A 12,826-nucleotide genomic window follows, 5' to 3' on the forward strand; every position below is an offset into this window, starting at 1 on the left:
AGAACATCTATTTTAATCTTCTTACACAGATCAAGTTCATCTATCTCAATAGGATAGATAGTGATAGAAAGTACTCCTGATTATCAGCGTTATATACATAATATTGTTTCAGCAAATGTTTTTCTATGCGATAGGCACATGTCGATTTTAAATAGATCGCTGTATAATAATATATTATATCAAAATCCGGCGAAACATATTATGAAACATTTTAATAAAAACATAAATATATCAAGCTATAATTTACAAAACTAAAAATGAAACTACATTACAAAAAAGAGCACATCTCATGCACCAATTATAAAAGTGAATCGTATGAGGGATTCGGGATTGGAACGCTTACAAGCGGCAGTAACTTCAATAGTCAGACCTTATCTGTTAAAACTAATTTCCTGATCTTCATTCTTGAAGGTGAAGTGGAGATTATTCCCAAAGAAGGCAAAATAAAAAGGGTAATAGCCCAGGAATTCTTTTTCATCTCGGCATTATCCACTTACGAGATACAGGTACGAGTCCCCGGACGCTACATTTATATGAGCTTCCTATACAATGACATTAAACTATGTGAGAAACACATGTTAGAGAGCTATCTAAAAGAAGTGAGAGAAGCATCTGAAGAGGTCGGAATACTATCGGTACGCCACCCGCTGAACTTATTTCTGGAATTAATAGATGCCTACCTGAGAGCCGGAGTCAACTGTAAGCATTTGCACTCCATTAAGGAGAAAGAACTCTTTATTATTTTGAGAACAAGCTATAGCAAACAGGAAATAGTAAATTTATTTCATGAAATCATAGGAACGAATATGAGCTTCAAAGCTGCTGTTTTACTGCATGTTGATCGCGTGAACAATCGTGAGGAATTAGCACAGGCAATGGGAATGAGTATTACCGATCTTGCCAGAAAGTTCAAGGTAGAATTTGGCGAATCAGTATATTCATGGTTGCTGAAACAAAAAAACAAGAAAATTATTTATCGGTTGGCGCAACCCGGAGCCAGTGTAAAAGAGATTGTGTATGAATTCGGCTTCTCTTCAGCGGCCAGTTTCAATAAATACTGCAAAAAGAATTTCGGTAATTCCCCAAGAGAGTTGGTCAGGCAGCTCAAAGACAAGCATATTGATAATCAGAATCTTAAAATATAATCTCGGAAAAGGTGAAGTAAATGGTTGCTTTGGATAAGTGATTCTTTTTGCAGGTGCATTATCTTTGCCCTGTCAAACAAGAATCACTAAAGTAGAGTTTTGTAGTTGAAAGAGCAGAAAGCATGTTTTGTCAGGGTTTTACCCTCGTTATCTATCCTATTGAGATAGATGGAACAGCAGAGGTCCCAAACGGGACAAATCATTTAAAATACCTGCTTACACACGATATACCTTTTCAAAAAGCAATCAGATATGCCTTCCTATGGAGGCTACGACCTGCTCGTTAATCTTATCAATGACCTCACTATTAAAAGACTGAAGATAAATCTGGGTCGTTGCCTCAGAAGTATGCCCAAGCCCTTCGCTGATAGATGCGATAGAAAATCCCTCCTCTTTGGCAATAGTCGCCCAGCTATGGCGGGCAACATAGGTAGTCAGTACAAGAGGCAGGTGCAATCGCCTGCCCAACCGTTTGAGTAGGCGGTTAACATTACCCAATGCATAACGATACTGCATATAAGACGTACGGTCCGAAAAAGACGTTATATACGGCAATACATACGGATAAGAACTCCGATACTTCTCAATCAGAGCTGCGAGAGGAGGAATCACACGGACTTGCATGCGTTGCCCCGTTTTATTACGCTCATAATAAATGATTCCATTGATTATCGAGTCATGTTTAAGAAAGACAATATCGACAAAAGGCATACCACGGGCATAGAAACTAAACATAAAAAGATCCCGGGCACGATCCAATAAAGGTTCGGAGGAAAGATCAACAGATACTATACGGGCAATATCATGCTTACACAACGCACGCTTCGCAGTCTCCTGAGTTTGAAGCTTAAGCTCCCGGAAGGGAGACTCACAACCCATATTTATCCCCTGCTTTTGGGCTTTGTTATAGACAGCGCGGAGATTGCGAATATACATATTCACAGTATTTTCAGAGATACCGCGCATACGTAGAAAATGAATATAATCCGTAAGAAAACAATAAGTCAACTCGCGAAACGTAATCTTCTGACCACGCAAAAAACGTCGTAAAGAGTACAATCCGCTAAGGTACAGGCCGGCAGTACCAGAACGCCCCTCCTGCCGAAGCCTCTCTATCTCACGCACAATAAAAGCATCGACATAACGCAAATTGCGCTCCATACGATACTTATCCATCAACTGAGATAAGCTGAACCCCGGCATATTCTGTTGAAGAAAAGCAAAAATCTTCAGCAATCGTTCACGCTCCTGAGAAATGGCATCATTGATAAGTCCCAGATCCTTGCGCTTAAGATTACCGGTTGATGAATAGACAACACGCTCACGATCTGCAGAGAAATTAGAAGTATGAATCTTCCACCCAAGAGAATACTCACTTTTACGCCTGTGATAAACCACACGGATAATCAGAGGATAAATCTCACAATCATTTCTACGATGGGTATTCAACAACACCCTGATACTTAACTTTCCAATTTTCTTCTCCAAAATAAATTATTATTTATAGATTCATTATATTAAATATAAAATGCAAAAATAGAAATTCTCAACGTCCCTATAACAAATAAAAAAGAAAATAGATGAATTAGAATTATAGATAAGAACTGAATTAACATAAAATGAATAAATAGCATATCATAATCGGGTATCGAATCTAAGGAATGATATGTATCATCCTTATTATCATTTGAAAAGTTGAGAAATCTCCAAACTGAGAATACCCTTGTATTGTAGAACACGACACACATCAATATAAATCGGCTATATATATAATAAGGTATAAATCACATCCAGTCCGTCATCACAAAAAGGAAAGTGGATCCAAACAAAAAACGCAGTTAATCGCTATTGATTAACTGCGTTTCTATCATTGTAGCCCCGAGGAGAATCGAACCCCTATCTAATGTTTAGGAAACATCTATTCTATCCGTTGAACTACAGGGCCATGATAGATATCGGCTGCAAAGATAGCGTATTCTCCTGATTTGGCAAACCCGAAAGAACAGATTTATAAAAGAAGAAGAAGCAAACACATTCATTTAATCCATAAGATAGAAGAGAGATAGTAGAATAGGGCAAGAGACGCCAAAAGTGAAAGAAAATTCAAATAAAATACAGACAGATATCTATCTATTAAACGAATTAGAAAGCAATAAGTCAAAAAACGATCTAAACAGAGATATCAAACTGTTGTAGTCAGAGCCCATATCTGAACAAAATGTAGACAATTTGCTTACTCCAGAGAACAAAATTGCAATAAAACAGTTCTCTTTTAACAAAGCCCCACAGATAAATCAGAAAAGATTTTGTTAAGTCACTTAACTTTGCGAACTTTGCCTGCCACATATACAGGAAAGTGACAAACAAAAAAGACACGCTGGTGGTTAATATTCAAAGAACACACTAACACCGGTTCATGTTAATCCTAAATTTAAATATATAAATAGAATTATGGCAGACGAAATGATGGTTAAAGAATTGGAAGAAGTGGTTGTCCGCTTCTCCGGCGATTCCGGCGACGGTATGCAGTTGGCCGGCAACATCTTCTCGAACGTGTCGGCTACGGTTGGAAATGACATCTGTACATTTCCCGATTATCCGGCAGATATCCGTGCTCCGCAAGGGTCACTGACGGGCGTATCAGGTTTTCAGGTACACGTCGGTGCAAGTAAGATATTCACTCCGGGTGATCATTGCCACGTATTGGTAGCTATGAATCCCGCCGCACTGAAAACACAAATTAAATTCTGCAAACCGCAGGGGCTGGTCATCACAGATTCCGACTCTTTCGGAGAAAAAGACTTGGAAAAAGCACAGTTCAAGACAGGCAATCCTTTCGAAGAAATGGGAATCACACAGCAAGTGCTTGAAGTCCCCATCTCGTCGATGTGTAAAGAAAGCCTCAAAAATTCAGGGCTGGACAACAAAGCCATGTTGCGTTGCAAAAACATGTTCGCTCTCGGTTTAGTATGCTGGTTATTCAACCGCAACCTGTCTGCTGCCGAAAAAATGCTGAACGAGAAATTCGCAAAAAAACCGGAAATTGCCGCTGCCAACATCAAAGTGCTAAATGACGGCTACAACTATGGAGCCAACACACATGCCTCTACTTCCACTTACAAGATTGAAAGTAAAACGCCGAAAGCCGCAGGACTCTATACCGATATTAATGGTAACAAAGCCACTTCATACGGTTTGATCGCCGCTGCCGAAAAAGCGGGATTGGAACTTTATCTGGGATCTTACCCCATCACTCCGGCTACCGATATCCTGCACGAGCTCGCCAAACATAAATCGCTGGGCGTGAAAACCGTTCAATGTGAAGATGAAATCGCCGGATGCGCTTCGGCTGTAGGTGCAGCATTTGCAGGCGATCTGGCTGTAACGACTACTTCAGGACCGGGTGTCTGCCTGAAAAGTGAAGCCATGAACCTGGCTGTCATTGCCGAATTACCACTGGTTGTGGTCAACGTACAGCGTGGAGGCCCTTCTACCGGTATGCCGACCAAGTCGGAACAAACAGACCTGTTGCAAGCCCTTTATGGACGTAACGGTGAAAGTCCGATGCCTGTCATTGCAGCTACTTCACCCACCAACTGTTTTGATGCTGCTTATATGGCTGCTAAAATAGCTCTTGAACACATGACTCCGGTAGTACTGCTGACCGATGCCTTTATCGCAAACGGTTCTGCCGCATGGAAACTACCCAACATGGATGAGTACCCGGCTATAAATCCGCCGTATGTAACACCGGATATGATTGGCACATGGACCCCGTTCCAACGTAACGAAAAGACCGGCGTACGCTATTGGGCCGTTCCCGGGACCGAAGGATTCATGCATCGCATCGGTGGGCTCGAGAAGAGCAGTGAAACAGGCGTTATTTCCACAGAACCGGAAAATCACCAGAAAATGACACTTCTGCGTCAGGCCAAAGTCGACAAGATAGCTGACAGTATTCCTGAACAGGAAGTACAAGGCGATGCTGATGCCGACCTGCTGGTAGTAGGCTGGGGTGGTACTTACGGCCATCTTTATTCGGCTGTAGAGCATATGCGCAAAAATGGAAAGAAAGTGGCACTCGCTCACTTCCAGTACATCAACCCGCTGCCTAAGAACACAGCCGAAATACTGAAAAAGTATAAAAAGATTGTAGTAGCCGAACAGAACTTGGGACAATTCGCAGGATATCTGCGCATGAAAGTACCCGGACTGAATATCAGCCAGTTCAACCAGGTAAAAGGCCAGCCGTTCGTTACGAGAGAACTTGTAGAAGCATTCACTAAATTATTGGAGGAATAAGAGATGAGCGAAACAGTATATACAGCAAAAGATTATAAATCAGGTCAGCCTCGCTGGTGTCCGGGATGCGGTGACCATGCTTTCCTGAACTCCTTGCACAAGGCTATGGCCGAACTGGGAGTAGCTCCGCACAACATTGCCGTGATCTCCGGTATCGGCTGTTCTTCCCGCCTACCTTATTATGTCAACACATACGGCTTCCACACCATCCACGGGCGTGCCGCCGCTGTTGCGACAGGTGCCAAGGTAGCTAATCCGGATTTAACCATCTGGCAAATCTCCGGTGACGGTGATGGTCTGGCCATTGGCGGTAATCATTTCATCCATGCGGTACGCCGTAACATCGACTTGAATATGATCTTATTGAACAACCGCATCTACGGGTTGACCAAAGGTCAGTATTCCCCGACTTCCGACCGCGGATTCGTCAGCAAATCATCTCCTTACGGCACTGTAGAAGATCCATTCCACCCGGCAGAACTCTGTTTCGGCGCGCGTGGCCGTTTCTTCGCACGTTGTGTTGCGGTAGACGGACCGGCTTCTGTCGAAGTATTGAAAGCTGCAGCCAACCATAAAGGAGCATCGGTTGTGGAAGTTCTGCAAAACTGCGTCATCTTTAATGACGGCACACACGAATCGGTCGCAACGAAAGAAGGACGTTCTAAAAACGCAATCTATCTGGAACACGGCAAACCGATGTTATTCGGCGAAAACAAAGAGTTCGGCCTGATGCAGGAAGGTTTCGGTTTAAAAGTGGTAAAATTAGGTGAGAACGGCGTGACAGAAAAAGACATTCTTATCCACAATGCTCACAGCATGGATAATACGTTGCAACTGAAACTGGCATTAATGGAAGGACCGGATTTCCCAATCGCACTCGGTGTGATCCGTGATGTGGAAGCTCCTACCTATAACGATGCAGTCGCCGAGCAGATTGATGAAGTGAAAGCCAAAAAGAAGTATCATAACTTCCAGGAATTGCTGATGACCAATGAAACATGGGAAGTAAAATAAAATCCCCCTGTTAATCCCTATAAAGTAAGAAGGAGTGTCATATAACGTTTGTGACACTCCTTTCTTTTTTAATTCGGCTCTAATCCGTATCGCGGAAAATGACCGGCAATTAACAATAACTTCGACAAAAAATTTTCTCAGATGCCCCCTGTCTGAATGATCTTGCTACGTTGGGATTAGGAAAATGAACACATTACAACATTGACAGAAAAAGCGATTACAATTGAAGAATAGAGAGTTAATTCTCTTTTTCTTTATATTCCATAAAGATCTTTTTCATTTCATTCCAAGCCGCCCCGGCTCTTTTCTGTATCTCCATGTCTTTATGAATAGAGGGATTAAAATAAAAGCAGAATCTCGAATCTGCCGTAACCGCATAGTCATCAAAGAAATACAATGCCAGAGCCTTGTCACCTTTGACAATTTCTTTCAGTACAAAGCTGCAACATTCATCGTCTTCACCCACAACCATTGATTGCTCGCCAATTCTCACCCACATCCCGGTATCCAAACAACTCAATTCCAAAGCATCTATAAAAGAATACATTTGCTCCACGTTCCCTAACTGAGTAAAATCAGACAAATATATCTTACGCCATTTATATTCGTCCGTATTTACATATACCGATATTGCATGCCCATTCACACCGCCTAATTTATAGTATTCATCCAGCGGAAAATCCAGGCTACTATATTTTCTCAATGAATCGGGAGAAGCAGTCTTACTTTCAACAGTAACAAAAGAGTCTATTATGAGTTGTTGGGGTAAAGCGTATTTTCTATTTCTTGCCGCCGGATCGTATGCCTGCCCATAACGAGATTCCATATCTATCACTGTATCTGTTTGATGGAAATCTTTTATATTCCATCTTACCCTGCCTGATTTATCGCAGAAACCTAATTCGTCAAATTCTATTGTTTTCTCTCTTTCAATATGAAATCCGGTTTTCCGGTCATACGTATAAGTACGTGCTTGTTTCACAATCCCATTTCGATGATAATCAAACTCTTTTCTGTACAGCGCTCCTTTTTCAGTATATAGAAACACGCAATAATCTCCTTCTTTCATATAGAGTGCATCTTGGCAATCGGACATAAAGTTACTCAATAATGGCTCATAACTACTATGTATAAAGTCACATGTTGAAGCTTTTATCGTGTCATCCACTTTAAATCCCGAATTGACTATTTCATGACTCTCATACATGCTGGCACTATAACCGACATACTCTTTTTTATCATTGAAACGAAAAACACCTATTACTCTCGAATCGAAGGGATTTATATGCAGTTTCGAATGATGAAAAAAGACAGTACCATTTTTCCCCTTCTCCGGATACGCATCTTTCCAGAAGAGTTCTTCAGGTATAGGAGAATAAGCGCCACATACTGTCGACAAACAGACTGTAATATAAACAAACGCTACGATGGCAAATGCCAAAATCGAACTTAAACGAAGAAGTCCACCGGCTTTAATGCCATAGCGGCATAAAATCCCGACAGAAAGAATTACTCCCAAGAATATAATGGCACCCACTGCTTCCCGCCACAACGTCCCGGGTTCAACCCAACTAATAAATGATTGCCATAAAAAAAACCCTAAAATCAGCAAAAGTACAAGAATAATAATACCACCTCCTGTTTGTGCCTTATATCCAAGCAAGAAACTATATGAAAAGAAAAGGCTATAACATAGCAACTTTAAGGATAACATCCCCCCGACAAAAACACTGAGCATATCACTAGTTAAGAAAATAAGCCCGTTAATTATCAATAATGGAATCAAAACCCATAACAGGACTGTTATATATATACTCATATTTTTTCTTTTATTATTCATGATATTTTTCTGTCTTTAAATATAACGCCCATACCATATTAACAAAAAAGAAAGTGTCTCACTGAGGTAACAAGTTAGTGAAGCAAAGATACACAAATAAACAGGGAAATATATTTCTGCTAATCTATATTTTAGAAAGTATCCGGATTCTCTTCAAACTTTGATATGATTCTTATCCGCCTTAGGATAAAGTTGTTGATATATAAGGTGGTGCCCGATCTGCTTTGTAGTAAACGCCTCACTTTATCGAGGCGGAAAAATCCGATTCCGCATGATAGCATCCTGTAAAAAAGGAGTACGGTCAAAATCCAAGATAACTCCACATTCGGTCTTTATGAATACGACAAGTCCCCCAATGATATGCGCAAAAGAGTAAGACGCCTTTTCAATTATCAGAGAAGGGAAGCGCATTGTTTCTATTCTGTATATGCCGGAATACCCGGATCATTTTGTCCATGTATGCTCTGGTCTGTATTTCTTTACAAACAGCTCCGGTCTGTCCGTGGCCAGCACATCCACCCCGAGTTCAATAGCTTTCCGGTCAGACTCTTCTACATCGTCAGTACCCAGTGCCAATGCAAGCACCTTCAATCCTTTCTTATGGCACCGTTCCACCAGGAGCTTATCCAGTGAATCGATCCGAATAACCGCAATATTGGGATTTATTTCAGCTATAACCTTATCAAGTTCGGCACCACCTCCTACATACGCCTGTAATGTCCGAATTTCAGGAGCCACTTGGCGAAAAGCTTTTGCCTCCTTGTCCGACCAGAAAGTAAATGTACAATTCTCTAACATTCCTTCCCTGCGAACCAGATCCAGCAACTGTCCAAAGTCTCCCGTACGATAATCGAGCGTCAGCTTCAGACCGTTCTGTTTAGCCTTCCGCAATAAAACGTCCAACCGGGGAACACACTGTCCGCTGAACTTTTCGCCAAACCATGAACCTGCATCCAATGTATCGATGTCTGCCGAAAGCCACTCTCTAATCAGCCCGGTTCCATTCGTCGTACGATCCAAGGTAGAATCATGCAATAAATAGAATACGCTGTCCTTACTGATACAAATATCACATTCCATGAAGTCAATCTTATACTTTATACATGAATCCGCCGAAGCCAGCGTATTCTCCGGAGCAATACAGTCCGCTCCCCGGTGTCCGCTCAGTTCCGGCAAGCGGATAGGTTCACTCTTACATGCTCCCATCCATAAAGCTAAGAATGCATAAACGACTATTGAAAATATCTTAGAAAATCTTTTTTCCACTCTGACTATACTCTATCAATGTTTTATAATAGTAGCGGCAAAGATACACAAATCTCTCCTTGCTTGTTTACCTTCAGAAAGCATTTTATAAAAAACAACCTGCCTTTTTTCTCCCCAATCCACATTCCGGGAGCAAAAAGACAGGTTGTCTTACAATCAGTTATCTGACCGGTTTATTCTTTCTCGCCAAAAGCAAGATCACCCGCATCACCCAATCCGGGAACAATATAAGAGTGTTCATTTATCTCAGGATCGATAGCTGCACACCAGATTGTAGTTTTATCCTCCGGCAGAATACTGGCTATATGATCGACAGCCCTTTGGCTGGCAATAATCGAAGCAACATGAATTTCAGACGGATGTCCCTTCGTCAACATGGCCTGATAACTCAGTTCCATACTTCCGCCGGTGGCAAGCATCGGATCTGTAATGATAAGAGTTTTCCCGTCGATACGCGGTGAAGCGATGTATTCAATATGTATGTCGAATTTCAACGTATCCTTGTACTTACGATAAGCAGAAACAAAAGCGTTCTCGGCATAATCGAAATAGCTCAGGAATCCTTGGTGGAAAGGTAACCCGGCACGAAGAATCGTACTAATAACCAATGGATTGTCCGGTGTTCTGACAGGTGCTATCCCCAATGGAGTTTGTATCTCCTTCACCGAATAAGCAAACGTCTTGCTCATTTCATAAGCCATTACCTCGCCGATACGTTCAATGTTGCGACGAAAACGCAAACGGTCGTTCTGAACCTCAACGTTCCTTATCTCTGATACATACTGATTCAATATTGAGTCTGTCTCACTTAAATTAATAATCTTCATCTTTTCAACTGCGTTTTAATATTCAGGTTTTATACGGTGCAAAGTAAGTGATAATCTTTCAATTTGCAACGTTCAGTTTGCAGATATTGTTACGTAAACATAAAACGGTTTCTATTAAAGAAAAATTTCTCTAATATATTCTTTGTTTCCAAAGAAAGCATTACTTTTGTAGTCGATTTACAAGGGGATGTTTAAAAACATTCCATTCGGAACGCCAGAAAGAGATAATAAACAATATACCAATTTTAATTAATTCAAAAGAAAATGGCAAATTTAGATTTAAGCAAGTACGGTATTACAGGTGTAACTGAAATCCTGCACAACCCGTCTTACGATGTTTTGTTCGCTGAAGAAACAAAACCAGGTCTGGAAGGCTTTGAAAAAGGTCAAGTAACAGAATTGGGTGCTGTAAACGTAATGACTGGCGTTTACACAGGCCGTTCTCCTAAAGATAAATTCTTCGTTAAGAATGAAGCTTCTGAAAATTCAGTATGGTGGACTTCTGAAGAATACAAGAACGACAACAAACCTTGTTCAGAAGAAGCTTGGGCTGACCTGAAAGCTAAAGCCGTTAAAGAACTTTCTAACAAACGCCTGTTCGTTGTTGATACTTTCTGTGGTGCTAACGAAGGTACTCGCATGAAAGTACGTTTCATCATGGAAGTAGCTTGGCAGGCACACTTCGTAACTAACATGTTCATCCGCCCGACAGCTGAAGAACTTGCTAACTACGGAGAACCTGATTTCGTATGCTTCAACGCTTCTAAAGCAAAAGTTGATAACTACAAAGAACTGGGTCTGAACTCAGAAACTGCTACAGTTTTCAACCTGAAGACTAAAGAACAAGTTATCCTGAATACTTGGTACGGTGGTGAAATGAAGAAAGGTATGTTCTCAATCATGAACTACATGAACCCGCTTCGTGGTATCGCTTCTATGCACTGCTCTGCTAACACAGATATGGAAGGAACTAGCTCTGCTATCTTCTTCGGTTTGTCTGGTACAGGTAAGACTACTTTGTCTACTGACCCGAAACGTAAATTGATCGGTGACGACGAACACGGATGGGACAACGAAGGTGTATTCAACTACGAAGGTGGTTGCTACGCTAAGGTTATCAACCTGGATAAAGAAAGCGAACCGGATATCTTCAACGCTATCAAACGTGACGCTCTGTTGGAGAACGTAACAGTAGCTGCTGATGGCAAAATCAATTTCGCTGACAAATCAGTAACAGAAAACACTCGTGTTTCTTATCCTATCTACCACATCGAAAACATCGTTAAACCGGTGTCTAAAGGTCCTCACGCTAAACAAGTTATCTTCTTGTCAGCTGATGCCTTCGGTGTATTGCCTCCGGTATCTATCTTGAACCCGGAACAAGCTCAGTACTACTTCCTGTCTGGATTTACAGCTAAATTGGCTGGTACAGAACGTGGTATCACTGAACCGACTCCGACATTCTCTGCTTGCTTCGGTGCTGCATTCTTATCATTGCACCCAACTAAATATGCAGAAGAATTGGTTAAGAAGATGGAAATGACCGGTGCTAAAGCATACTTGGTTAACACTGGATGGAACGGAAGCGGTAAACGTATTTCTATCAAAGATACTCGTGGTATCATCGACGCTATCCTTGACGGTTCTATCGACAAAGCTCCTACTAAGGTTATTCCTTTCTTCGACTTTGTTGTTCCTACAGAACTTCCGGGTGTTGATCCGAAGATCCTTGATCCTCGTGATACTTACGCTGATCCTGCACAGTGGAATGAAAAAGCAAAAGACCTTGCCGGTCGCTTTATCAAGAACTTCGCTAAGTTCACTGGAAACGAAGCTGGTAAGAAGTTGGTTGCTGCTGGTCCGAAACTCTAATCAGACAAAGTTAACAACTTTAAATAATCGAAAGGCGACTCTGCAAAGGGTCGCCTTTCTTTTTTTGTCCTGTACCGCACAAGAACCTACCGACTAAAAAATCTCTTCTCAATTAACATTGTTAATGCCGCTTGCATATCACTTTCTTCCTATATGCAAACAACAAGTCTTTTGCGCCTAAAAGATTTGTTATCTGTCATCAAAACACTTATTTTAAGACCATGTTAAAACAAGTATTTCAACAACCCAATGTACATTCTTCATCTTGCTGATTTTCAATATGACAGATAGAAAAGAGCCCTATTCCTGAAAGATATCATCCATTTGCTCTTCAAAGACATAATTATCATTCTGATAAGTACCTCTCGCTTCGAGATCAAAAGAAAATATCAACCGAACGATATAATTCCCCGGTACGGAGACGAAATAAATCATACAAAGAATGAAATTTGCGTAAAGAATGGAATTATTTAATTTCCCAGAATACAATCAGCCCATTGGCAAAATCAACAACCTGATAAACGATATAATAAAAGTAGTGATAAACATTTCAACGGAAA

At 41.1% G+C, this 12,826-nt stretch carries 8 protein-coding genes and 1 tRNA gene; 4 read left to right on the plus strand and 5 right to left on the minus strand.

What is annotated here, in order from left to right; translation table 11 throughout:
• The first annotated feature begins 257 nt into the window (after positions 1-257).
• The gene (locus BF9343_RS20615; RefSeq protein WP_010993774.1) at positions 258-1,145 is read left to right on the plus strand and encodes a helix-turn-helix domain-containing protein; all 888 of its coding nucleotides are present in this window, start codon (positions 258-260) and stop codon (positions 1,143-1,145) included.
• A 246-nt stretch (positions 1,146-1,391) separates the two neighbouring features.
• On the opposite strand, the gene BF9343_RS20620 is transcribed toward BF9343_RS20615, so the two are convergent.
• Together BF9343_RS20620 and BF9343_RS20625 are read right to left on the minus strand one after the other, a co-directional pair.
• Positions 1,392-2,633, minus strand: coding sequence for a site-specific integrase (locus BF9343_RS20620; RefSeq protein ID WP_005791977.1), 1,242 nt, complete (start codon positions 2,631-2,633; stop codon positions 1,392-1,394).
• A 385-nt stretch (positions 2,634-3,018) separates the two neighbouring features.
• Positions 3,019-3,090: transfer RNA gene (locus BF9343_RS20625), tRNA-Arg, on the minus strand.
• A 506-nt stretch (positions 3,091-3,596) separates the two neighbouring features.
• Between BF9343_RS20625 and BF9343_RS20630 the strand changes: the two genes are divergently transcribed.
• The gene (locus BF9343_RS20630) at positions 3,597-5,447 is read left to right on the plus strand and encodes a 2-oxoacid:acceptor oxidoreductase subunit alpha (RefSeq protein WP_010993775.1); all 1,851 of its coding nucleotides are present in this window, start codon (positions 3,597-3,599) and stop codon (positions 5,445-5,447) included.
• Positions 5,448-5,450: 3 nt separating this feature from the next.
• Positions 5,451-6,461 carry a 2-oxoacid:ferredoxin oxidoreductase subunit beta gene (locus BF9343_RS20635; RefSeq protein ID WP_005791975.1) on the plus strand — a complete coding sequence of 337 codons (1,011 nt, stop codon included), beginning with the start codon at positions 5,451-5,453 and terminating at the stop codon, positions 6,459-6,461.
• Between the two features lie 238 nt (positions 6,462-6,699).
• On the opposite strand, the gene BF9343_RS20640 is transcribed toward BF9343_RS20635, so the two are convergent.
• The 3 genes from BF9343_RS20640 to upp form a co-directional block, all read right to left on the minus strand.
• Positions 6,700-8,280: a hypothetical protein gene (locus BF9343_RS20640; protein ID WP_172579059.1), complete on the minus strand. Its 1,581-nt coding sequence runs from the start codon at positions 8,278-8,280 to the stop codon at positions 6,700-6,702.
• A gap of 465 nt (positions 8,281-8,745) precedes the next feature.
• Positions 8,746-9,507, minus strand: a complete 762-nt coding sequence (locus tag BF9343_RS20645; protein WP_005797396.1) for a glycerophosphodiester phosphodiesterase family protein — start codon at positions 9,505-9,507, stop codon at positions 8,746-8,748.
• A 233-nt stretch (positions 9,508-9,740) separates the two neighbouring features.
• Positions 9,741-10,394 (minus strand): uracil phosphoribosyltransferase, encoded by a 654-nt coding sequence (upp, locus tag BF9343_RS20650; protein ID WP_005791972.1) that lies wholly within the window; start codon positions 10,392-10,394, stop codon positions 9,741-9,743.
• 264 nt (positions 10,395-10,658) lie between these two features.
• Here upp and pckA point away from each other — a divergent pair, with 264 nt between their 5' ends.
• Positions 10,659-12,266 (plus strand): phosphoenolpyruvate carboxykinase (ATP), encoded by a 1,608-nt coding sequence (gene pckA, locus BF9343_RS20655; protein WP_005791971.1) that lies wholly within the window; start codon positions 10,659-10,661, stop codon positions 12,264-12,266.
• Positions 12,267-12,826 lie beyond the last annotated feature (560 nt).

Origin of the sequence: Bacteroides fragilis NCTC 9343, from assembly GCF_000025985.1 — a bacterium.
Taxonomy (GTDB): Bacteria; Bacteroidota; Bacteroidia; order Bacteroidales; family Bacteroidaceae; genus Bacteroides; species Bacteroides fragilis.

Bases quoted from the DNA above. Each gene is read 5' to 3' on its own strand.
- BF9343_RS20635 (WP_005791975.1), top strand. From the start codon at position 5,451: ATGAGCGAAACAGTATATACAGCAAAAGATTATAAATCAGGTCAGCCT.
- BF9343_RS20615 (WP_010993774.1), top strand. From the start codon at position 258: ATGAAACTACATTACAAAAAAGAGCACATCTCATGCACCAATTATAAA.
- BF9343_RS20630 (WP_010993775.1), top strand. From the start codon at position 3,597: ATGGCAGACGAAATGATGGTTAAAGAATTGGAAGAAGTGGTTGTCCGC.
- upp (WP_005791972.1), bottom strand. From the start codon at position 10,394: ATGAAGATTATTAATTTAAGTGAGACAGACTCAATATTGAATCAGTAT.
- BF9343_RS20645 (WP_005797396.1), bottom strand. From the start codon at position 9,507: ATGGGAGCATGTAAGAGTGAACCTATCCGCTTGCCGGAACTGAGCGGA.
- pckA (WP_005791971.1), top strand. From the start codon at position 10,659: ATGGCAAATTTAGATTTAAGCAAGTACGGTATTACAGGTGTAACTGAA.
- BF9343_RS20640 (WP_172579059.1), bottom strand. From the start codon at position 8,280: ATGAGTATATATATAACAGTCCTGTTATGGGTTTTGATTCCATTATTG.